The sequence below is a fragment of the Croceitalea marina genome, assembly GCF_042684265.1.
In the GTDB taxonomy this organism is placed as follows: Bacteria; Bacteroidota; Bacteroidia; order Flavobacteriales; family Flavobacteriaceae; genus Croceitalea; species Croceitalea marina.
Genome location: NZ_JBHULB010000007.1, coordinates 376,119 through 400,149, shown reverse-complemented (window position 1 = coordinate 400,149; position 24,031 = coordinate 376,119). Strand labels below are relative to the sequence as shown.

Here is a 24,031-nt window from a genome sequence, read left to right as displayed (position 1 = left end):
TTTATGTTTAATCAACTTCTCTTCCCAAAGCGGACTCCCATAGCATATACCATTCTTCATGTGAAAGGCTTGTATTTAATGACTTTTGTGCTGTTATAATGCGTTCTAATTTTGAGGTGCCAAGAACGGGTATAATTCCCGCTGGGTGTTTTCTCAACCAGACATATAGTAACTGGTCTTCTGTTAAATTATATTTTTTGGATAGTTTTTTTAAGGTCTTTTGTATTCTTAAAATAGATTTATCAGTTGTTTCTTTGAATAACTCACCACCACCTAAAGGCGACCATGCGCAAGGTATTATACCCAATTTTTGGCATTGGTCCAGGGTACCATCTTCAAATGAATTTCTATGTAGCAATGATATTTGAACTTGGTTTGTTATCAATGGAGTGTAGGCATTCAAAAGATCAAATTGTGAGGGTGAAAAATTTGAAACACCAAAAGAAAGTACTTTACCCTCTTTTTTTAAATCGGAAAAAACTTCCGCAATTTCGTTTGGGTCAAAAAGGTAATCTGGTCTATGCAACAATAGTACATCGAGATAATCGGTACTGAGTTCTTTCAATGAAATTTCTACGGAATCTCTTATATGTTTAGCTGATAAGTCATAAGATTTTATGTTATGTTGAGGTCTATTTTCAGAAGTCAATTTAATACCACACTTTGTGGTTATCCTCATTTTTTTACGAAGATCTGACCTATCTTTTAAAACTGTACCGAATTCGGTTTCTGTAGTGTAATGGCCATAAATGTCGGCATGATCAAAATCAATTAAACCTAAATCAAGACATCCCTCGATAAATCGTTCGTACTCTTTGGTAGATAAATTGCTGCCCCACTTGCCCAAACGCATAGTGCCTATAATGAACGGGGATATATTTTCTTTTGAAAGCATATAGAGAAATGATTTAATCAAATGTAACCAAATTATTCAAAATGTAAACGTTTACATTAAAAAATAACCTAATTTTACTACTTGATTTATGAATGATTAAACCGTAATTAATGATTACAATTATTTCAGGTTCTAATAGGAGTAACAATAAGACACTACACTTTGCCAAATTTGCTTTTGAACTGCTCCAAAAAACAACCGATGAGAAGGTTTTATTCTTAGATTTATCCACTTTAGATGGAAGTGTAGTTAGCCAAACTATGTATAAAGATTCCAATCAACCAGAAATTATACAGCACATTCAAAACACTTACTTTATACCTGCTACTAAATTTTGGTTTTTTATTCCTGAATATAATGGCAGTTATCCAGGAATAGTAAAGTTGATTTTAGATTCAATGTCTGTTAGGGAATACAAGAATAGCTTTAACGATAAAAAAGCCTGTATTACGGGTATAGCTTCAGGCAGGGCAGGAAATTTAAGGGGGATGGATCATTTAGCTGATGTATTGAATCACTTGGGTATAAATGTTCATTCTAACAAGAACCCTATTTCGTCAATATATAAATTACTTGATGCAGAATCTAATAAAGTAAATGATGAAACTGCAAAAACATTGCAGATACAGATTTCGCAACTTTTAAAGTTTTAAAAAGAAGAAGACGCTCTAATTATAAGTTTAGGAGAAAGAATCGTAGTTTCTGGGTTCATACGATTTTTAGATTTCAGTAACTCTAAAAGCCTTGAAGTAGCCAGTTCGCCCATTTCAAGACATCTTTGATCTATAGTACTGAGTTTAGGTTGTATTAGTTCGCTGAACTTATTATTGCCAAAGCCAATCAATTTCACATTTTTGGGAACACTAACTCCAATAGTTTTCAAGACATTTAAAAGATAAAGACAACTTTCATCACCATGGGCAAAAACCCCATCAAATGATATTTTATTTTTTAATAGTTTTTGAATTGTTTTTATATCTTCAGATTCATCCATGGTTAGGTGAATAATATCAGATTCAATAAAGGGATAATTATTCTTTTTGAGCGCATCAATAAATCCATTTTGTCTTTTTTTATGAATTGATATTTTAGGATTTCCGGCAATATGTATTATCCTATTACATCGCTGTTCAATTAAGTGTTTAGTGGCTATATAGGCACCTTCATAATCATCAAAAACTACTTGGTTTACGTTTTCTAACGGAGGGATTCTGTCAAAAAAAACAATTGGGGTGCCGTTTGAGTCTAACCGATTAATGATATCAAAATCATCAGTTTCTTTTGAAATTGATATTAATATCCCATCTACTTTTGACTGAATTAAAGATTGAATAGCTTTAGTTTCCCTTTCTTTAGATTCATGGGATTGAGCTATGATAATGGTATATTTATGGGCGTTGGCCTTTTGTTCAATACCGTTTATAATTTTGCTAAAAAAAGAGTTATTTATTTCTGGGACAACTACTCCAATAATTTTGCTTTTGCCACTTCTTAAGGCAGCTGCCATGAGGTTGGGCTGATAGTCAAGCTTTTTGGCAGCCTTTAACACTTTATCCTTGGTTTTTTTTGATACCAAAGGGCTATCGTTAAAAACCCTAGAAATTGTTGCGAGAGAAAGTCCCGTTAGTTTTGCAATGTCCTTTATTCCTGCCATAGCTTATTGCAGCGATATGGATTAATTTATAAATAGTTAATGATATATGCCAAAGAGATGATTGCTAAGATAAGCCAAGTAAGAACACCTACTATTAAAATATTAAAACCAAGTTTTTTTAATTGTGAAATATTGATTTGAAGTCCAATTAGAAACAATGTAAGAATTAATAATTTTCTGGCTCCCCATACTATATATTCATTTATGGTTTGTATTTGAGAAATGTAAGAGGCCAATACCATAGCACCCAAAAAACCTAGAATAAACCAAGGAAACGTGAAACCTTTTTTAGAGTCGGTTCCAAAAGATATAATCAATACCAAAGGAATAATCCATAATGTCCTCACTAATTTCGTAGTAGTTGCAATATTCAATGCTTCTTCACCAAATAATTCTGCGGCACCTACCACTGAACTTGTATCATGTATTGCTATCGCTGACCATAAGCCAAATTGCTCCTGACTAAGGTTAAAATAATTCCCTATTGAAGGAAAAATGAATAACGCCACAGCATTAAGCAAAAATACAATGGCCAATGAGATAGATGTTTGGTTAGAATTTGCTTTGATACTTGGACTAACAGCGGCTATTGCACTACCTCCACAAATTGCAGTGCCAGAGGCAACCAATATTGTTGTTACTCTGTCTGATTTGAGTAATTTACCAATTGCAAAGGCTATTATAAATACACAAACTATTGTAATGAGTGTTATAAAAAAGCTACTTGAGCCTATCGCAATGGCCTGCTTAATATGAATGCCGAACCCTAAACCTACTACCGATGCTTGAAGAAGGTATTTCTGAAAAGGCTTACTTATTGACACCAAATCTTCGTTTGCCAGTTTAAAAATACCACTTAACATACCAAGACCCAATGCCAAAGCGGGTGAAATAAAACTGAAAAGCACTCCTATAAAAACAAGGCATACAATACCGTATGTAGCTAATTTATTTAGCATAATAAATTTTGATAAACATACGAATAAAATGTAAACGTTTACATTTTATTTTATACCGACGAAAACTCTAGATATGAAAGCAACTAATTGAATTTGTAGGTTATAGGTGTGTCATTATTTCTTGCTACAAATAAGAAACTATTATTATTGACATCTTTAAAGGAGGCGATATGTTTTATTTCTCCTTTTTGAAAAAAACCCGACTTAGCATGAGAAAGCCATTCATAATTGCCATTATCTGAACCTAAAACTATATCACCGTAACTTGAATCTTGCCTGGAGTATTGTGGTTTAAGGTCATGATTGTTGCCTCCTAAAATAATATCCATATAACCGTCTTTGTTAATGTCTGTGCAGTTTATGGCACAAACACAGGAATATTGTACTTGTTGAGGAAGCTCTTGAATATTAAAATCGCCATTTCCATCGTTTATGGCGATAACACTTGCCATTGTGTTAGCGGTCTTTACAATAGCATTATTAAGAACATCTTTAGGGAATAGTTGATCAATACTTTTTTGGGCGTAATCTGAAAATTTTAGATTCTCTTTTTTTAAAGAAACAATTTGGTTTGTTAGCTCTCGCTTTAAAATTATTGGATAGTCTTTACCATTTATACTTTGTGTCATGATTTGCTCAATGGTACCATTTTCGTCAAAATCATTGATGTAGATTCTAGCAGGATTTTTGTTAGAAGCCTTGTAGGTGATGTTGCTACCGCTATTCCCTAAAATTAGATCTATGTCTCCATCCTTGTCAATATCTATTGGTTTAACAACGTTCCACCAACCGTTTAAGCTATCTAAATTTGTTTTTAGTTGGCTTAAACGCCTGCCATTATTCTTAAATATTTTTGGCGCTCCCCAATCGGTAACAACAACAAGATCTTTCTTTGAGTCTTGATCAATATCAGCCCATTCTGCTGAAGTTACCATTCCAATATCTTTTAAGGCAAACGCCCTGTTTTCAGTTGCATCAGAAAAAATGTTCCCTCCCAAGTTTTCTAGAAACAGGTGTTTTGGATTAACACCGTATATACCAGGCACACTTCTGCTGGTTATGATAATGTCAATATCCCCATCATTATCAAAGTCATAAGGTAAAATATCGGAAACATTTTGTTTGAAACTTGGTAGAGGATTTGGACTTTTACTAAAATTTCCTTTTCCATCATTTAAGTACAACCGGTTTAAATATTCGTCTACCTCATTCGGATTATTACCCCCAGAGCCTACAATTAAATCGTTATCACCATCGTTATCAGCATCGAAAAAATTAGCCTCAATGTCTTCAAAAGAGCGATCTTCACGAAAGATATCTAAAGTCTTTTTAGGAACTAGTTTTCCACCACCTTTATGCAAATAAAATTTTGCAGTTTGTCCTTTGGATCCTCCGATAAAAACATCTTCATTTCCATCATTGTCAATATCCGCTATTGCAACAGCCGGACCTTCTTGTGAAAGCATTTGTGATATTAAGCCCTCATAGTCAAAATCACTATGTTTGTTTTCAATATGCTTAGAAAAATTATTTTCAATTTCCTTGAGTAGGGGTTTAGTTTCTGGTTCTACCAAACTATAATTTAAATCTGCCTCTTCTTGATTAAAAGTTAAAACCGTATTTAGATTGGTTTTTTTTAATAGTTGCACTTTATCATTGGGCCAAATTATTCTTAGCGAATCTATTTCGGTACTTTTGCCTAGTCCTAAAGTAATTGTATAATCAATAGATGATTGAAAACCACGTGAAGGGATTAACTCATGTCTAATTATATTATTATCCTTATATAGCTCTACTATACTACCAATTGCAAATGTATTTTTGTCTTGACCTTTTAATTTTAACTTGATATAACTGTTACCCAATTTTTCACTATTGTTTCTATAGACAAACACTTCTTGATTTACATTGTTTACAACCAAATCAAGGTCACCATCATTATCGAGGTCTCCATAAGCAGAACCATTAGAAAAGCTTGGCGTATCTAAACCCCAATCGCTTGCTTTATTTGTAAAAGATAGATTTTTATTATTTCTGAAAGCATAGTTGGCAATTGGTACTGAAGGCATAGCATCAATTACCTTTTGTTTTTCATCTTTACTACCACTTATTGCTGTTTGCTGTCTAGTTACATCTTCAAAAAAATCAATAAAATCTTGATTGGTTAAATCATGATAGATGCCGTTACTGACAAATATATCACGAAAACCATCATTGTCCATATCAAAAAGTAGTGCTCCCCAGCTCCAATCTGTGTTAGAAACACCACCATAGTTTGCAATTTCTGCGAAGGTATTACCCTGATTCAACTGCAAAGTGTTTTGCATATATTGATGGTAATAATCGTTTCTTAATTTAAGCTGATAGGTGTCATAAGTTTCAAAATTAGTTGTGGTTTTAAGTCTTTCATCGCCTTCTGGTAACATATCTGTAACGAAAATATCTGACTTACCATCGTTATTGATATCTGCCATGTCGGCTCCCATAGAAAATAGGCTTAAATGACTCACCCAGTTTTTAATATCCTCTTTAAAAGTTCCATCTTGATTGTTTATATAGAGATAGTCATGTTCAAAGAAGTCATTAGAGACATAAATATCAGGGTATAAATCGTTATTTATGTCACCGACGGTCACACCTAAACCAAAACCAATCAGACTTCCATATATTTTAGCTTCTTCACTCACGTCTATAAAAACACCATTATCATTTCTCAACAACTTATCGCCACCGCCTTTCAATTTTTCAGGCACATTCCAATCTTTGGCCCTAACATTTCGTTTATTTTCGTATCCTAAACTAGCAACTGGTATAAAACTGTTGTTCAATAGATACACATCTAAATCACCATCTTTATCGTAGTCAAAAAAAGCGGCATGTGTGGTAAGGCCGCTGTCTGCTAGATTATATGCCTCAGCCTCTTCGGTAAAAGTTACTTGTCCTGAGCCTGCCGAAGGGCCATTATTAATGAAGAGTTCATTTTTTTGATCATCGCCTTCAATATTTCCTGCATTGCAGACATATATATCTAAAAGTCCATCTGCATTGATATCTACAAATATCACACCGGTAGACCAAGCTTTGGTGCCTGAAACCCCTGCGTTTTCAGTAATATCCTCAAAATTAAAATTCCCTTTGTTCAGGTATAGCTTGTTTTGCTTTCTATTTGAAGTAAGGTATATATCTGGCAAGCCATCATTGTTAATATCTCCAATACCTATACCACCACCATTATAAAAATTACGATAGAGAAAAATATTAAAGTCTTCCTCATTTTCAATCGTATTAATGAAATCTATACCGGTAGTTTGGGTTTCTAATTTTGTAAATAGTTTATTCTCTGCTCTTTGAGTCTTATTTTTTTCTAAATCATTTGTGCAATTAGTTAGACATAAGAACATAAGCAAGAAATAATAAATTTTATTAAGTTCACTCATTTATTTTTTATAAAATAGGTTTTACTAATTATTTCTTTAGATTAAGAAATGACTGATAACAATTCCTTTAAGTTCAATCTAATTAATTATGTATGAATTTCATAACTGTATCTTGAATATTTACAGAAACATTGTACATTAAGTATATTTATTAGGTCAAATCAAAAAATAAAAAGAGGGCTTTATTAAGCCCTCTTTTTTGAAAATATCAAATAAAAATTTTATTAATATCCTTCGTTTTGAACTAGATTTGGGTTGGTTGCCAAAGCAGCCGCAGGAATAGGAAATTTAACCCTGAAATCTTCATTAACTGTCTTCATTTCCCAAGTGCCCGAGGCAAAATTTCCAAATCGCAATTGTACAGCTCTTCTACCTCCCATTACTCCTTCGGAGTTCAATTCCCTTGCAATAATGTCTGGCATATCATCCAATGATACACTACCAAGTGGAGCAGCACCTGCTCTTTCACGTATGGCATTTACATCTTCCAAAGCCGTGGGTCCACCGCCACCGCCACGTAAAGTAGCTTCAGCACGCATTAGCATGGCATCTGCAAAGCGAATCCAAGTGAAGTCTCTAGCGGTATCTCCCGGCAGATTGCCATCATCATTCCTTTGGGGGTTTTTAACAATACGAATGCCATTGCGTTCGTTGTTGACTTCTAAATTTGTAAGAATAACATCTTCATAAACCAAAGGATTCTCTTGTCTATCGGTCAGATTGGTTCCGGCCGGACTTCTTTGTTGACCCCTAATGTAACCGGTAGATACACCATCAACTTCCTCTCCTGGCAAGCCGAGTCTCGCATCCTGATTGATATCATCGGTACCGAACAGCCTAAAAGTTTCCGTGAGCGTAACAAAACCATTCCAACCACCTTGGTTGGGGTGTAGTTGGTTATACATACGGGTCCGTACATCACCATCCAACATAAAAATCACTTCTAGATTGGTGTTGTTAGCTGGATCCCAAATATCAAAGTAGCTATCATCCCCATCAGGATCCTCTGCTCCAACAGGGTCCAATTGAAAACCTAGTGCTTCTATAGCATTGACATCTGCAATGACTTGATTCATATCTCCTGCAGTCCCAACAAGGTGAATGGCATTTAATTGAACCCTTGCTCTTAAAAAACGCGCAAATGCCTCTCCTATACCAGTTAAGGTTCCAGCCCTATCTCCTCCTGATTCTGCGGGTCTCAAAGCTACACCGGGACCATTATCCGAAAGGTTTCCACTAGAAATTGCAGCATTCAAATCGTCCAAGATAAGGGTAAGTGCCTCTTGAGCGGAGATTACAGTCGGGTCAACATCGGGGCCATCATCTACTCCCCTAATGGGCACTTGACCAAAGAAATCCAGTACGGAATATATATTAAACGCACGAATCACCTGGGCTTGGGCAGTTTCGCTAGGGCTTGCATTGGATCTGGAGTCCAACAACTGACTAGCACGGAAAGATGCAGCATTGTGTCTGTTCCATGCTTGCAGTACATAAACGTGATTGGCATCCCAGGTATGGTTATGCATGGTACGCCAAACCCCATTATCACCCCAGTCAGCACCTCTTGTCAGCACCGCGATATTGTCTGCGGATACCTCCATAAGCGCATATGAGTTTTCTTGGGTATCTTGGCGGTAAAGTCCTAAATTGTCACTATCCCCGCTGGTATAGAGTGCTTCAAGACTTGCAGAGGTGTTTGATACTCCATTAAAGCTACCCCCAATCGATTCAACGGAAATTGAATCCCCAAAATTGGGTTCTAGATCTGTGCATGCTTGGAAAGTGACTATCAGTGCACTTAATCCGAGCATCTTTGCTAATCTGTTACTTAATAAATCTTTTTTCATCATTTCTTTTTTTTTTTAAAAACTTGCATTAACACCTAGCGAAAAAGTAGTAGGTCTTGGATAAGAGGTCAAATCAATACCTAAAGAGGGTAAATTATTTAACGTTCTGTCTGTTGAGATTTCAGGATCTTGTCCAGTGTAATCTGTAATAACAAATAAATTCTGCGCATTTAAGAACAATCTCAAACTACTGAACACACTATCGTCTCCCACGGTAAAATTATGCCCCAAAGTTAGGTTCTGTAACCTCAAAAAGGATCCATCCTCTATAAATCTCGAAGAAACTGATTGGGGATTAAAAGGGTTTTCAACGCCAACCAGTGGTAAGGTATCAGCAAACACGTTTCTACCTTGGGATAGGTTAGGGATGGTGGAGAAGGCATTTCTAGTATTGTTATAGATAGACTGTCCAAACTGTCCGTTAAAGAACAAACTCAAATCCCAATTTTTATAACTGAAATTGTTGGTAAAACCAAGGGAGAAGTCCGGCAGGGCACTTTCACCTATAAAAACCTGTGCTCCGTTGTTTGCAAAGATGTTACCTCCATCTTCATCCAAACCTTGCCAATCCCTTGTAAAAAAGCTGAACAAAGGCTGATTGTTGGCTAATCTTTGCGCAAAAGCCCTGGACAATCCAGGTCCATTAATTTGGCCCGCATCAATAGCTGGGCCTTCATAGTTCTCCAAGATATTATCCGTGTACGTAATGTTAAAGTTCAAATCCCATGAAAAATCTTCAGTCTGAACAGGAATGGCATTAATTGTAAATTCCAAACCTTCATTGACAATATCACCATCCACATTGGCAAAAACGAAAGGTTGTGGTGCAGGTTGTGCACTGTTCACTTCTAATAAGAATTGTGACGTAGTCCTTTTAAAGTAGTTCACAGATCCTGAAACCCGATTGTTCAAAAACCCGTAGTCCACACCAATACTTAATTGCTCATTTTCTTCCCACTGTAAATCAGGATTATTAAAGGCGACCGTTCCTAAAGCACCAGGATCGTTTTGGTTTCCAATGCCAAAACGTTGTCGTTCTATGAACCGATTGGATCCCAAACCTTCTTGATTACCGGTTACCCCCCAGTTGGCCCTAAGTTTGAACGTGTCAAAAAATTCTGGAAACCAGCTTTCCTGATCTAATGACCAAGAAGCACCCACCGCACCAAAGGTTCCATATTGGTTGTTTCCACCAAATCTTGAAGAACCATCAATACGTATTGTACCAGAAAAATTGAATTTGTTGTTTAAAGAATAATTGGTTCTTAGGAAGAATGATTGTAATTCATCTCTTTCAAGGGAGGAGTTTGCAGCAAAGTCTTGTGCTCCAGCAATATTGTTTACCATTTGAAACAAATCAGCGGTATCAAAATCAAAGCCTCTTAAATTAATGGTTTCCGTTACAAATTCTTGATAAGAATGTCCTAGCACCATATCCAATACATCATCACCAAATTCTTTATTATAATTTAAATAGGATTCCCATGTAGTATTAGTCAAATCAATTTCGTCTAAGTCGGCTCTACCGTTATCTAGAATACCATTACCGGCGAAATTCCTTGAATTCGCAGAACTGGCAGAAGATGCAGATTTATCGAGCCCTACCAAAGTATTAAAATTCAAATTATCAGTTATCTTGTATTGTGCTGACACATTTATAAGAGCCCGTACTGTGCTAGAGGTTGCGCGAGTCAGCTCTAAAAGTGCCAATGGATTCCTTCTTTCGTTGGAAGGCTGGTTAAATCCAGCTATAAAACCTTGGTCTCTCGTGCCATCTCCTGTTAAAGGTTGGGTTGGATCCCAACCAATGGAAGCGGAGAGTAAATCACCCCTTGCATTGGGGTTGTTGGTTATTGGAGGTCTTTGGGACTCAACATTGGAAATAGTTGCTTGGGTACTCAATTTCAATTTGTTGTCAAAGAAGCGTTGTGAAGCATTGAATCGAGCGGTCAACCTGTCAAATGTACTGTCATCTACTTCACCTTCTTGATCTTGATACCCCATAGAAATCCTGTAGTTCCCATTCTCGCCTCCTCCTCCATAGGCCAGATTGTAGTTCTGGGTAAAAGATGTACGGTATATTACATCATACGTATCAGTATTGGCCCCTCCATCAATAAAAGTACCACCGGTGATGGTGTTTTGGGCAGCCAAGAATTGTTCTCTGGAAGCTATTTCTGGGCGATTGCCTATGTAACCAACAGAAAATGTGGAAGAAAATTCTAAAACGTCCCTTCCCGAAGTCCCTGACTTGGTCGTGATCAAAACGACCCCATTGGCACCCCTGGAACCATAGATAGCTGTGGAAGCAGCATCTTGTAGGATGTCGATACTGGCAATATCATTAGGATTCAAGAAACTTAAGGGATCTAAAGAACCAGAACTACCAATATCGTTACCCCCGTCGGCACCTCCACTTGTGGCCGGAGTAGTATTGGCCCCACTTAAAGGAACCCCGTCAACCACGAATAAAGGATTGTTCTGCGAACGTACAGAGGCGGTGCCCCTTACCCTTACATTGACCGCGGCTCCAGGCTCTCCACTGGTTGTGGCAATCTGTACCCCAGCTGTCTTACCTTGAATCAACTGTTGTGGATTAACGATAACACCTTTGTTGAATTCTTCGGCTTTTACACTTTCTACAGCACCTGTGGTACTTCTTTTGGTAGTTGTACCGTAACCAATAACTACAACCTCATCTAATTCGCTTGCATTTTCTTGCAAGATTGCGTCGATTGTTGATTGACCGTTTACTGGTATTTCTTGTGCAGAAAAACCGATGTAACTGAATACAATCACCGCGTCAGCAGCTACATCATTGAGGGTATAATTACCATCAAAATCTGTTTGTGTACCATTGGTAGTCCCTTTGACAACAACACTGGCACCCGGCAGGGGACCGCTTGCATCGGAAACAGTACCTGATACCGTCTGGGCTTTTACCGCATTAAAGCAAACAAATGCTCCAAGTAGCAGTAAACCTTTAAGTAGCGTAATCTTCATAAATAATTAATTTTAAGTTTAGTTAATTTAAATTCAAGAGTTAAACATATATAAAAATTATGTTAAATCCCCTTTATTTAAGAACTCCAGCTTTCGAAAACGATTTCGTGTTGATAACTTCTCGTGATTGTGGGCTAGATAATTCAACAAGGAAGAAAATACATAATTCATAATTAATGAGCGAAATATATGCAAATTCGGTGGAAATACCTTGGAATATGTTTTTTTTGTTCTTTATTGTATTTACTTTGAACGGTGATAAAATTGTGATCTAAGCGTTAACTAAAGGTTAATATGTTAGAGATATTTTACCCAAAAAGTATGCTATTTTTATGAAGTTTTTAAAATCGGAAAATGCTCAAAAAAAAAATAACACTTAAACATATAGCTAGAGAACTTGAGGTCTCTATATCCACAGTCTCCAAAGCCCTAAAAAATAGTGAGGAAATCAGCAGAGAAACCAAAGAAAAGATACAGGCATTTGCAAAACTTTATAATTACAAGCCCAATAACATTGCGATTAGCTTAAAAAACAAGCGTACAAAAAATATTGGGGTCGTTATTCCTGACATTGTACATCACTTTTTCACCACTGTGGTTCGGGGTGTTGAAAAATATGCCAATACTAAAGGTTATAATGTAATTGTATGTCTATCTGATGAGTCTTTTGATAAGGAAGTCATAAATATGGAACTGCTTGCAAATGGCAGTATCGATGGTTTTATCATGTCCTTATCTTCGGGAACCCAAAAAGAAAATGACTACAATCATTTAAAAGAGGTAACAGAGCAAGGCATACCTTTAGTTTTATTTGATAGAATTACAAATGAAGTTGAATGTGATAAGGTTATTATTGACGATGCTATGGGAGCTTACTTGGCTACCAAGAAACTTATTGAACAAGGAAGAAAACGTATCGGACTCATTACCACACACGATTATTTAAGTGTGAGTAAGGCTAGAACAACTGGGTATCAAAAAGCCCTAAAAGAGTTTGGGGTTAGCGAACAACAAGATTTGATATTAAAAATGCCTTCTATGGAAATGGATGGTCAATTGATAGAGAATTTCATTAAAAATTCTAAGGTTGACGCTATTCTAACCGTAAACGAGATTTTCTCTATTTATGGTATGCAAGTAGCGCAGGATCTGGGTTTGAAAATTCCGGATGATATTTCGTTTATCGGTTTTACCGATGGCTTATTATCGAAGTATGCAAACCCGAGTTTAACATCTATTGCCCAGCATGGCGAAAGAATGGGCGAAATATCAGCAGAAATGTTGATTCAGAAAATAGAAAGTGAAGAAGAGGAAGAGACCTATCAAACGAAAATTTTAGAGCCTACTTTGATAGAACGTAATTCTACAATTAATTAAGTTTGCCCAAACATTTAGAGCATGCATAAAGTCGGATTTATTTTTGACCTAGACGGGGTAATTGTCGATACCGCTAAATACCACTATTTAGCATGGAAAAAGTTGGCAGAAGAGTTGAATTTTGATTTTACCAAAGAGCACAACGAACTTTTCAAAGGTGTAAGTAGAAAAAGATGTTTGGATATACTTTTGAATCTAGCAGATGCAACAGCAACAGAAGAACAGTTTGATATATGGATGGTCGAAAAGAATAGAGATTATTTGGCTTATATTGAGAAGATGGATGCTTCCGAAATTTTGCCAGATGTACCCAAAGTGTTAGATTTTTTAAAAAAGAACAACATACCGATTGCATTGGGTTCGGCAAGTAAAAATGCGCAACCCATACTTGAGAAAGTAAATCTGTTATCTTATTTTGATACCATTATAGATGGAAACTCAGTATCAAAGGCGAAGCCAGACCCAGAAGTTTTTCTTATCGCTGCTGAAAAGTTAGATGTTCCTCCAAAGAATTGTATCGTTTTTGAAGATGCCGTTGCAGGTATTGAAGCTGCTAATGCCGGAAATATGACAAGCATTGGAATAGGAGATGCAAAAATTTTACAGGAAGCAGATTATAATTTTAGCGATTTCACGGAAATAGATTTAGATTTTTTAAAAAAATTAGCAAAAGTTTAGATGAACCAAGATTATATACAACCTAATGAATGGTCAATTATAGAAAAAGACTTTGATTATGAACGAGTTAAATCTTCAGAAAGCCTTTTTAGTATTGGAAATGGGGCCATGGGGCAGCGAGCCAATTTTGAGGAGCATTACTCCGGCGAAAAGTTTCAAGGAAGTTATATTGCAGGCGTTTATTATCCTGATAAGACCCGTGTAGGTTGGTGGAAAAATGGATATCCAGAGTATTTTGCTAAGGTTTTAAATGCACCAAACTGGATAGGTATCAATGTCTTTGTTAATAAGGAAGCACTAGATTTGAATACCTGTAAAATGGTTAAAGACTTCGAAAGGGAGCTTAACATGAAAGAAGGTTGGTATAAACGTAGTTTTATTGCCGAAATGCCTAATGGAGTAGAAGTTTCAGTCTCTACCACCCGATTTTTGAGCTTGACCATAGACGAACTTGGTGCCATCGAGTATACGCTCGAAGTATTGAACTCTGATGCGGATGTAAAACTAATTCCTTATTTGGATTCTGGAATTAAGAATGAGGACAGTAACTGGGATGATAAGTTCTGGAACACCACTAATGTCTCTTATAAAGATGATAGAGCTTTTATAGAAGCGTATACTATGAAGACTAACTTCGCCACCTGCACTTTTATGCAGGCGGAGGCTTTTTTAGAAGGAAACAGAGTAGCCGCAACAAAATCTGAAAAGTCTGAAAATCTTGTTTCTATCGAATTTCAACAAGCCCTAAAGAAGAATCAGAAAGTAAGCCTGGTGAAATACGGGGGGTATACTGTTTCTAGAAATCATAAAACGGATAATCTGGTAAAAGCTGCCAATACAACTTTAGACCAAGCTTCAAAACTTGGTTATGAGACTCTTCTTAAAAAACAGAAAGAGGCTTGGGCTGAAATATGGGAAATGAGCGATATTACTATTTCCGGTGATGTTAAAGCGCAACAAGGAATTCGATTCAATATTTTTCAGTTGAATCAGACTTATTTAGGTACAGATTCTAGATTAAATATTGGTCCAAAAGGCTTTACCGGAGAAAAGTATGGTGGGAGTACGTATTGGGACACTGAAGCATACTGTCTACCATTTTATATGGCTACAAAAAACCAGACCGTAGCCTGGAATTTATTGGAATACCGTTATAATCACTTAGAGAAAGCAATAGAAAATGCCGAAAAACTTGGCTTTTCTAATGGAGCAGCTTTGTATCCCATGGTAACCATGAATGGCGAAGAGTGTCACAATGAATGGGAAATCACTTTTGAAGAAATTCACAGAAATGGGGCTATAGCTTTTGCGATTTACAATTACTACCGTTTCACAGGTGACTACAGCTATATTCCCGAAATGGGACTAGAGGTTTTAATAGGAATTTCTAGATTCTGGCATCAACGAGCCAATTATTCCAAAAAGAAGAAAAAGTATGTGATTTTAGGAGTAACAGGCCCCAATGAATATGAAAATAATGTCAACAACAATTGGTATACCAATTATTTAGCAAAATGGTGTATTCAATATACTTTAGAACAGCTTGAAAAGGTAAAAGATGGGTATTTAGTAGATTATGATAGAATAGTGGCTCAGACAAAACTTACCAAAGCCGAAACCGATTTATGGTCAGAGGTCGCTGAAAATATGTTCTTCCCCTATTCTAAAAAGCATGAGGTCTTTTTACAACAAGATGGTTTTTTAGATAAAGAACTGGTCAAAGTAGATGATTTGGCTTTATCGGAACGACCCATAAACCAAAAGTGGAGTTGGGATCGTATTTTGCGTTCTCCTTACATAAAACAGGCAGACATTTTACAAGGTTTTTATCTTTTTGAAGATCACTTTTCCAATGAAGAATTAGAAAGGCATTTCGATTTTTATGAGCCTTTCACGGTTCACGAGTCTTCGTTGTCGCCTTGTGTCCATAGCATACAGGCTGCAAAATTAGGCCGAATGGACCAAGCATATGCATTTTATTTAAGAACCTCTCGTTTAGACCTTGATGACTACAATAAAGAAGTCGAAGAAGGACTTCATATAACTTCTATGGCCGGTACTTGGATGAGCGTAGTAGAAGGTTTTGGAGGTATGCGCGTGTTAGATGATAAATTACATTTTACCCCAAGAATTCCTGAACAATGGAAATCTTATTCCTTTAAAATCAACTTTAGAAATAGAATTATTAAGGTAACGGTATCGGCTAAAGAATCAAGCTTTGAGCTGACCGGCAAAGAAGAAATGTCAATTCGGGTTAATGGCCAAAGAGTAGTTCTTATTCCTGGTAAGATAGTAAAGGTATGAAGAAGACTATTTGGACTTCATTAAGCTTGATCATTCTTTTAATTGCAGCATGCGCCAATGAAGATTCAAATAAAAATGAAGTTAAAATCATGAAGAAGAAAAAGGCAGTTGTTTATCAAGTGTTCACAAGACTTTTTGGAAATACAAACACTACAAACAAACCTTGGGGAACTATTGAAGAAAATGGCGTAGGTAAGTTCAAAGATTTTGATAGTAATGCGCTTACCGAGATTAAAAATTTAGGTATCACCCATATTTGGTATACAGGGGTGCCACACCACGCCGTAATCACTGATTATACAGAATTCGGAATTTCAAATGATGATCCCGATGTCGTAAAAGGTAGGGCAGGGTCGCCATACGCTGTTAAGGATTATTACAATGTAAATCCTGATTTGGCTGTAGACCCAGATAAGAGACTTGAAGAGTTTAAGGCGCTTATTGATAGAACGCATCGCCACAGTATGAAGGTTCTTATTGATATCGTACCTAATCATGTTGCTAGAAATTACGAGGGACTCACTAACCCTAAGGGTATTGTTGATTTCGGGGTGGATGACGATACTTCTTTAGAGTATAAAAGGGATAACAATTTTTATTACATCCCGGGATCAGAATTCAAAGTGCCAAATTGGGAAAACGGCTACTCTCCTTTAGGAGATAATACGAATACGTTAGAGGATAATATGTTTATCGAAGTTCCTGCGAAATGGACAGGTAATGGATCGAGACTACCTCAACCCAATTTTAATGATTGGTACGAAACCGTAAAAATCAATTATGGCGTTCGACCAGATGGAAGCAAAGAATTTGAAGAACTTCCAGACTCTTATGCCGAAAAAGACTTCAAAGAACATTTTGAGTTTTGGGAAGCTAAGGATGTACCAGATTCATGGAAAAAGTTTCGCGATATAGCACTCTACTGGTTAGATTTTGGTGTCGATGGTTTCCGTTTTGATATGGCTGAAATGGTTCCTGTTGAGTTTTGGAGTTTTATGAACTCAGCTATCAAAATGAAGAATTCTGAGGCTTTTCTTTTGGCCGAAGTCTACAATCCGCAATTGTATCGAGATTACATCCAAAAAGGAAAAATGGATTATCTCTATGATAAAGTTGAACTGTATGATAGTATAAAACATATTATGCAGGGCCACGGTTGGACAGATCACATCCCCGTTGTGCAAAAAGGGATGCAAGATATTGAGCATCATATGTTACATTTTCTTGAAAACCATGATGAGCAACGAATTGCAAGCCCAGACTTTGTGGGCAAAGCGGAGATTGCAAAACCTGCAATGGTTGTTTCTGCAACCTTAAGTACCTCACCGACCATGATATATTTTGGGCAAGAGGTAGGAGAACCGGCTCAAGAAAACGCAGGTTTTGGTAGCCCGACAAGAACCTCGATTTTCGATTATTTAGGGGTTCCAAACCATCAAAGATGGGTAAACAATAAAAAGTTTGATGGAGGTCAACTTACTGATGATGAAAAGGACCTTAGAGATTTTTACAAACGGCTTTTGAATTTTACAATAACAAGTGACGCTTTAATGGGCGAATATCAAGAGATTCACTTTTATAACAAAGAACATACAGAAGGCTATGACCATAGGATTCTATCTTATGTTCGATGGGTCGATGATGAAAAATTGGTAGTGATTTCCAATTTTGATGCTGAAAAATCGTATGATATTGAATTTAAGCTTCCAACTGAAATTATTAAAAAATGGAGGTTATGTAGAAATACATATAAATTGCAGGAGCAACTTTATGACGGTACTGACTATGAATTAAATATTGAAAATGAGGTAGGCCTGATTAATCTACGACTAAGACCACTAGAATCTTTTATTTTGCAGGTTATGGAATAAAAAAAGCGGACTTGAAGTCCGCCTAGTTTTCAATTTTTATGCACCATCAGGAATCTGCTTTTTTGCTAGTTGATTTGTAAATAAGAGCAATTATAATACCGATTAACAGGTAGTAAATAATGTTTAAGACGGCGTCGATTAAGTGCCCGGTTAAATTCATCATTGTAGAGGTTGCGTACCAAATTAGTCCCATCCCCAGTCCTACGAAGATTCCAATCCAAATACCAAATTCAGCCCCTTCTTTAGCGCTGTGATGACCACGTGCCCATTTTCCATAAAGTGTACTCATGGCAAAAGCACTCAACAGGCAGCCTAAAAATAAATGAATGAAATCTGGCTCGGTCTTCATAACATTGGTCAAGACATTGTCCCCATTTAAGCTCTCGCCTAGCATACCCCATAAAACATACCCTAATACAAACATAGCGATACCCCCTATCAGGGTAGCTAATAAATTAGATTTTGAAAACATAATAATTTATTTAGTTGGTTAATAATCAATACAATATATAAAATAATTGATTAGATTTCACTTTAAAAACCCCCTAAGAAGATATTTTAATTGCTAAAAGCAAGTAGTACGTTTTTCATTTTCAAATTGTATTTTTAGATTCTAAAATGGGACGCATGAATAAACTTACTATACTCGCACTTGTTTTATTTTTTTTTCTGAATAGTTGTAAAATGGAAGAAGATAATTTTTTAGTTATTGGTCATAGAGGAGCTATGGGCTATGAAACTGAAAACACCTTAGCTTCGATCCAAAAGGCAATGGATATTGGAGTTGATATGATTGAAATTGATGTGTTTAATATTAAAAGTGGCGAAACCGTCGTTTTCCACGATGAGAGTTTGGAAAGACTTTCCAATGCAGCTGGAAATATTGAAGAATATAATATTGGGGATTTAAAAAAGGTCATTCTTGATGGTAATCATCAAATTCCCTTGCTTCAAGATGTTTTAAAACTGATCGATAATAAGGTTGCCCTTAATATCGAATTGAAAGGTGCTGGTACTGCGAATAGGGTTAACTTTATTACCGATTTCTATATAAAAAAAAGAGGCTGGTCAGCAGAAAATTTTATCATATCAAGTTTTAATTGGGATGAGCTTCGCGAGATGCGAAGAATTAATTCGGATATTGCTATCGCTATATTGACAGAAGAAAATCCTATTGCCGCTGTTCCAGTAGCAAAAGAACTAAATGCAATTGCCATAAATCCTTGGTTCGAAAAATTGACAGCTGAACAAACTGAAGCCATACAAAAAGAAGGTCTTAAAGTATATACTTATACAGTAAATGAAATTGAAGATATCGCCAAAATGCGAGAGTTCGGTGTAGACGGGATCTTTACCAACTATCCAGATAGGGCAAATTAATGTACGATATCATAATTATCGGTGGTGGAGCTGCGGGTTTTTATGCAGCAATTCAAACGGCTATCGAAAACCCTAGTTTAGATATTGCAATTTTTGAACGTGGAAAAACCGTATTGGGTAAGGTGAAAGTTTCCGGGGGCGGGCGATGTAACGTGACGCATGCAGAATTTGATCCTAAAGAACTTGTGAGTAATTATCCGCGAGGCAAGAAAGAACTTTTAGGTCCTTTCCATGCCCATTCTACGGGTGATGTTATGGCTTTTTTTGAGGAACGGGGAGTGCCTTTAAAGATTGAGGATGATGGTCGTATTTTTCCAAAGAGCGATTCTTCACAAAGTATAATCGACTGTTTTTTAAAAGAGACCGAGCGTTTGGGAATAAGCATTCTTAAAAACAGCTCGGTAAAATCTTTTTTGCCATTAAAAGAAAATGACGGTTGGCAGATTACCACAATGAACAAGCATTATAAGTGTAAAACCCTTTTAATCGCATCTGGTAGTAACCCTAAGATATGGCAGCAATTAGATGATTTAGGTCACACTATAGTACCTGCTGTTCCCTCACTTTTCACATTTAATATTAAGGACGAAAGAATAGCTAATATACCTGGTTTAAGCACAAATGTTGAGGTTAAAATTCCTGCTAAAAAACAATACAACTCGAAAATTGTAGTACAACTTAAAAGTCAGGTGAACGAACAGCCCATTTTAGAAAGTGACGGTCCTCTTCTGATAACACATTGGGGTATGAGCGGCCCCGCAATCTTAAAACTTTCTGCTTGGGGGGCGAACATTCTTAATGAATACAACTACAATTTTAAAATCAACGTAAATTGGATACCTGAATATTCTACCGAAATGCTAGAACAGGTGTTATTTGAAATTAAAGAATTAGAGGGTAAAAAAACAATCGCTCGCACAAATGCATTTGATATACCCAGACGTTTATGGATAAATTTAGTCGCCGCGGCCAAAATTGACAAGGGATTAAAATGGGCCGATGCGACAAAAGATATTCTTAAAGACTTGGCACAACAACTTACTCAAAGCTCGTTTAAAGTTGAAGGAAAAAGCACCTTTAAAGAAGAGTTTGTTACGGCTGGCGGAGTAAGTTTAAAAGAGATTGACTTTAAAAGCTTTAAAAGTAAAAAATTGCCGAATCTGTTTTTTGCCGGAGAAGTTATTAATGTTGATGCCGTTACTGGTGGGTTTAACTTTCAAAATGCCTGGACGGGAGCCTATGTTGCTGCTAAAGCAATGGCAAGAACATAGCCTATTGCAAGACCAGAAATAATCCTGCCGCCAGTAATCCGCCTAAAATTGGGCCAACTACAGGAATCCAAGAATATGCCCAACCATTCGAACCTTTATCTTTAATAGGGGCCAATGCATGTACTATTCGTGGGCCTAAGTCTCTTGCGGGGTTTATGGCATATCCGGTAGTACCTCCTAGGGATAAGCCAATTCCCCAGACCAATAGTGCTACAGGAAGAGCACCCAAAGAACCTAAGCCAATAGTGGTATCCTTAATTGTAGCATCCGAAAAATAGAGTACAGTAAATACCAGAACAAAAGTGCCGACAATCTCATTAAGAATGTTAATTGGCACATTCGGTATGGCCGGTGTGTTACAAAAAACCCCTCTTTTCGTATTTCCGTCCGAGGTTGCATCAAAATGATCTTTATTAATTAGCCAAACTAGAAAGGCGCCTAAAATAGCACCTATAAACTGAGCTAAAATGTACAAGGGAACATCACTCCATGAAAATTTACCTGCCATAGCCAGCCCTGCAGTCACTGCCGGGTTTAAATGTGCCCCACTGTAAGGCGCCGAAACGACAACACCTACGTAAACCGCAATAGCCCAGCCAGTAGTGATTACAATCCAACCTGAACCGCTACCATAGGTTTTGGCAAGGGAAACATTGGCGTTTACACCACAACCCAACAATATTAAAAGAAAGGTCCCTATAATTTCTGCGATAAAAGGAGTCATGTTAATCTTAGTTCAGGGTTAATGCTGATTTTGTTGTTTCGACAACTGCCTACTGTTTTGTCCAATGTTCCAAAGCTTCAATCGCTCTATACCAGCCTTTGATACCGCTATCGATTACCTCTCGTTCTTCAGTCGGTTTAAAGTGGACATCAGATTGCCAAATATCTTGAATTTCTTCGGGGCTTTTCCAAAAACCGACCGCTAGGCCTGCCAAATAAGCCGCGCCCATCACAGTAGTTTCTATTATTTTAGGTCTAACAGTAACCGTATTCAAAACATCTGCCTGAAACTGCATTAGCATATTATTTACCGTTGCACCGCCATCTACGCGAAGTTCTTTGATGGTGATTCCAGAATCCGCCTCCATAGCTTTCAAAACATCCATGGTTTGATAGGCAATTGATTCTAAGGCCGCTTTAGCAATATGGGCATCGGTGCTACCTCGGGTTAATCCGAATATGGTTCCTTGTGCCTGTTGATTCCAATGCGGAGCACCAAGACCAGCAAAGGCGGGAACAAAATATACCCCTTCAGAACTTTCTACAGCACCAGCTAGCTGCTCCACATCTGAAGACTTTTTTATAATTTTTAAACTATCGCGAAGCCATTGAACAACGGCACCCGCAATAAAAATACTTCCTTCGAGGGCATAGGTGGTTTTTCCGTTAATCTTCCATGCAACGGTTGTCAAGAGATTGTTTTTTGATGGAACCGGTTTGTCACCAACATTCATCAACATAAAACAACCAGTGCCATAGGTGTTTTTTACCATGCCCTTCTGCGTGCACATTTGGCCAAATAGCGCAGCCTGTTGATCACCTGCAATGCCTGCAATTGGTATTTCACTTGCAAAGAAATTAGGGGCTGTATGCCCATATACTTCACTTGATTGTCTTACCTCGGGGAGTATACTTTTTGGAATGGTAAAAAGCTCAAGAAGCTCATTATCCCAAGCCATGGTATTGATATTGAAAATCAATGAACGGCAGGCATTTGTCACGTCGGTCACATGAAGATTGCCTTGGGTCATTTTCCAGATTAACCAAGAATCTATGGTTCCCCAGGCTAATTCTCCAGCTTCAGCTCGTGCTCGTGCGCCATCCACATTGTCCAATATCCATTTTACCTTGGTTGCAGAAAAGTAAGAGTCGATTACCAAACCTGTTTTTTCTCGGATCAAAGCCGATTTGCCAGCTTTTTTTAATTCATCACAAAAATCCGACGTTCTTTTATCTTGCCAGACTATGGCATTGTAGATAGGTTCGCCCGTTTTCCTGTCCCAGACAACCGCGGTTTCCCTTTGGTTAGTGATTCCGATAGCTGCAATTTGATTTCCTTGAATACCTTTTTTGGCCACTGCTTCTGCGGCCATACCAGCTTGAGTAGACCAAATTTCTGTAGCATCGTGTTCCACCCATCCCGGTTTCGGAAAAATCTGTGTAAACTCCTTTTGGGCAGTAGAGACTATGGCGCCCTTTTTATCAAAAACAACTGCTCTAGAACTTGTAGTGCCTTGATCTAAGGCTAAAATGTATTGACTCATTGCGGTATTTTAATTCACGGAAATTACTAAAAATAATTATAGTAGATTTAAGTATGTCAAAGTAAAAATTACATTAGAATGAAGACTTTTATTGCTTTTTTGAGAGGAATCAATGTAAGTGGTCAAAAAAAAATTAAAATGATAGAATTGAAGGCCAGTCTTGAAAAAGAAGGCTATAAAAAAGTTCAAACTTATATTCAAAGTGGAAATATTATTTTAAATAGTGAAGAAGATATCTGTTCTATCAAAGAGGGTATCAGAAAAGTTATTTTAAAAGATTTTGGTTTAGAAGTGCCAGTTTTAGTAACAACAAAAGAGGTGTTGGGTGTTATTCTAGAGAAATATCCATTTAAAGATGCCGATGATAAGAATCAATATTACACCTTGTTGTTCGATAAGCCCGATGCAAACTTAGTAGACGGGTTCAATACCCTTAAATTTAATACGGAGGACTTCTTAATTGCAGAAGACTGCGTCTACTTAAATTGTAAGGGGGGTGCCGGAAAGGCAAAATTGAACAACAATTTGATAGAGAAAAAATTGAAGGTAACGGCCACAACCCGAAACTTAAGAACAATGCAAAAAATGCTCTTACTTGCTTCTTAGTTAAGTTCCCAAATTTTATAATTAAGTATGGTAGCGAAGCATACCCAAAGTAAATAGGGAACCATGAGCAACGCGGCCTTTTTGCTCACGACATTGAACCATTTTATAGTAAGAATTATAGCTACGACTAAGGCAATGATTATGAAAAGCGCGGCCAGAACATTTTTCAATCCAAAGAATACCATACTCCAAAGTGAGTTTAAAAGCAGTTGAAAGCCAAAATGATATAATGCAGTTTTAACCCAGATATGGTGAAAGCCTTTTCCCCAAACTACCCCGGCAGCAACACCCATCATTAAATAAAGAACGCTCCAAACACGGGCAAAAATACTGTTGGGTGGATTAAAACTGGGCTTATTGAGGGTAAGGTACCAGTCATTCACCGAGCTTTGGGTCGCAAAACTTGAAAGAAACCCAATAATCAGGCAAATGGCAACAGTGATAGTTATCTTAAGAATTTTTCTTTTCATAAGGGGCAC

Annotated in this window: 18 protein-coding genes; 8 read left to right on the top strand and 10 right to left on the bottom strand. The window is 37.0% G+C overall.

Going from position 1 to position 24,031, the window contains the following annotated elements:
* Positions 1–7: 7 nt before the first annotated feature.
* Positions 8–895, bottom strand: a complete 888-nt coding sequence (locus ACFSQJ_RS05825; protein WP_377766013.1) for an aldo/keto reductase — start codon at positions 893–895, stop codon at positions 8–10.
* A 110-nt stretch (positions 896–1,005) separates the two neighbouring features.
* Between ACFSQJ_RS05825 and ACFSQJ_RS05820 the strand changes: the two genes are divergently transcribed.
* Positions 1,006–1,548 (top strand): NADPH-dependent FMN reductase, encoded by a 543-nt coding sequence (locus ACFSQJ_RS05820; protein ID WP_377766012.1) that lies wholly within the window; start codon positions 1,006–1,008, stop codon positions 1,546–1,548.
* Here ACFSQJ_RS05820 and ACFSQJ_RS05815 read toward each other — a convergent pair.
* The 5 genes from ACFSQJ_RS05815 to ACFSQJ_RS05795 form a co-directional block, all read right to left on the bottom strand.
* The gene (locus ACFSQJ_RS05815) at positions 1,545–2,549 is read right to left on the bottom strand and encodes a LacI family DNA-binding transcriptional regulator (protein WP_377766011.1); all 1,005 of its coding nucleotides are present in this window, start codon (positions 2,547–2,549) and stop codon (positions 1,545–1,547) included. The two genes, ACFSQJ_RS05820 and ACFSQJ_RS05815, sit on opposite strands and share 4 nt — an antisense overlap.
* A 26-nt stretch (positions 2,550–2,575) precedes the next feature.
* Positions 2,576–3,508: a YeiH family protein gene (locus ACFSQJ_RS05810; protein WP_377766010.1), complete on the bottom strand. Its 933-nt coding sequence runs from the start codon at positions 3,506–3,508 to the stop codon at positions 2,576–2,578.
* An 83-nt stretch (positions 3,509–3,591) separates the two neighbouring features.
* Complete coding sequence (locus tag ACFSQJ_RS05805; RefSeq protein WP_377766009.1) at positions 3,592–6,945, bottom strand: VCBS repeat-containing protein; 3,354 nt, start codon at positions 6,943–6,945, stop codon at positions 3,592–3,594.
* Between the two features lie 224 nt (positions 6,946–7,169).
* Positions 7,170–8,798 (bottom strand): RagB/SusD family nutrient uptake outer membrane protein, encoded by a 1,629-nt coding sequence (locus tag ACFSQJ_RS05800; RefSeq protein ID WP_377766008.1) that lies wholly within the window; start codon positions 8,796–8,798, stop codon positions 7,170–7,172.
* 12 nt (positions 8,799–8,810) lie between these two features.
* Positions 8,811–11,798 carry a SusC/RagA family TonB-linked outer membrane protein gene (locus ACFSQJ_RS05795; protein WP_377766007.1) on the bottom strand — a complete coding sequence of 996 codons (2,988 nt, stop codon included), beginning with the start codon at positions 11,796–11,798 and terminating at the stop codon, positions 8,811–8,813.
* 354 nt (positions 11,799–12,152) lie between these two features.
* Here ACFSQJ_RS05795 and ACFSQJ_RS05790 point away from each other — a divergent pair, with 354 nt between their 5' ends.
* From ACFSQJ_RS05790 to ACFSQJ_RS05775, 4 genes are read left to right on the top strand one after another with little or no spacing between them, the layout of a single operon-like run.
* On the top strand, positions 12,153–13,175 hold the full coding sequence (locus ACFSQJ_RS05790) for a LacI family DNA-binding transcriptional regulator (RefSeq protein WP_377766006.1): 1,023 nt from the start codon (positions 12,153–12,155) through the stop codon (positions 13,173–13,175).
* 21 nt (positions 13,176–13,196) lie between these two features.
* Positions 13,197–13,853, top strand: coding sequence for a beta-phosphoglucomutase (pgmB, locus tag ACFSQJ_RS05785; RefSeq protein WP_377766005.1), 657 nt, complete (start codon positions 13,197–13,199; stop codon positions 13,851–13,853).
* On the top strand, positions 13,854–16,157 hold the full coding sequence (locus tag ACFSQJ_RS05780) for a glycoside hydrolase family 65 protein (RefSeq protein WP_377766004.1): 2,304 nt from the start codon (positions 13,854–13,856) through the stop codon (positions 16,155–16,157).
* Entirely contained in the window at positions 16,154–18,028 is a 1,875-nt protein-coding gene (locus ACFSQJ_RS05775; RefSeq protein ID WP_377766003.1) for an alpha-amylase family protein, read from the top strand. Before ACFSQJ_RS05780 ends, ACFSQJ_RS05775 begins: the two co-directional genes overlap by 4 nt.
* Positions 18,029–18,074: 46 nt before the next feature.
* Here ACFSQJ_RS05775 and ACFSQJ_RS05770 read toward each other — a convergent pair whose 3' ends face one another.
* Positions 18,075–18,500, bottom strand: coding sequence for a hypothetical protein (locus ACFSQJ_RS05770; protein WP_377766002.1), 426 nt, complete (start codon positions 18,498–18,500; stop codon positions 18,075–18,077).
* 212 nt (positions 18,501–18,712) lie between these two features.
* On the opposite strand from ACFSQJ_RS05770, the gene ACFSQJ_RS05765 reads away from it, so the two are divergent.
* Together ACFSQJ_RS05765 and ACFSQJ_RS05760 are read left to right on the top strand one after the other, a co-directional pair.
* Positions 18,713–19,408 (top strand): glycerophosphodiester phosphodiesterase, encoded by a 696-nt coding sequence (locus tag ACFSQJ_RS05765; RefSeq protein ID WP_377766001.1) that lies wholly within the window; start codon positions 18,713–18,715, stop codon positions 19,406–19,408.
* A complete protein-coding gene (locus ACFSQJ_RS05760) occupies positions 19,408–20,679 on the top strand; it encodes a BaiN/RdsA family NAD(P)/FAD-dependent oxidoreductase (RefSeq protein WP_377766000.1) in 1,272 nt (423 codons plus the stop codon). The genes ACFSQJ_RS05765 and ACFSQJ_RS05760 overlap by 1 nt, the downstream gene beginning before the upstream one ends.
* 1 nt (position 20,680) lies before the next feature.
* Here ACFSQJ_RS05760 and ACFSQJ_RS05755 read toward each other — a convergent pair whose 3' ends face one another.
* Positions 20,681–21,403: an MIP/aquaporin family protein gene (locus ACFSQJ_RS05755; RefSeq protein ID WP_377765999.1), complete on the bottom strand. Its 723-nt coding sequence runs from the start codon at positions 21,401–21,403 to the stop codon at positions 20,681–20,683.
* A gap of 49 nt (positions 21,404–21,452) precedes the next feature.
* A complete protein-coding gene (gene glpK, locus ACFSQJ_RS05750; protein WP_377765998.1) occupies positions 21,453–22,946 on the bottom strand; it encodes a glycerol kinase GlpK in 1,494 nt (497 codons plus the stop codon).
* 78 nt (positions 22,947–23,024) lie between these two features.
* Between glpK and ACFSQJ_RS05745 the strand changes: the two genes are divergently transcribed.
* The gene (locus ACFSQJ_RS05745; protein WP_377765997.1) at positions 23,025–23,552 is read left to right on the top strand and encodes a DUF1697 domain-containing protein; all 528 of its coding nucleotides are present in this window, start codon (positions 23,025–23,027) and stop codon (positions 23,550–23,552) included.
* Here the strand turns inward: ACFSQJ_RS05745 and ACFSQJ_RS05740 are convergent.
* A complete protein-coding gene (locus ACFSQJ_RS05740; protein WP_377765996.1) occupies positions 23,549–24,022 on the bottom strand; it encodes a TspO/MBR family protein in 474 nt (157 codons plus the stop codon). The genes ACFSQJ_RS05745 and ACFSQJ_RS05740 overlap by 4 nt on opposite strands.
* Between the last annotated feature and the right edge of the window lie 9 nt (positions 24,023–24,031).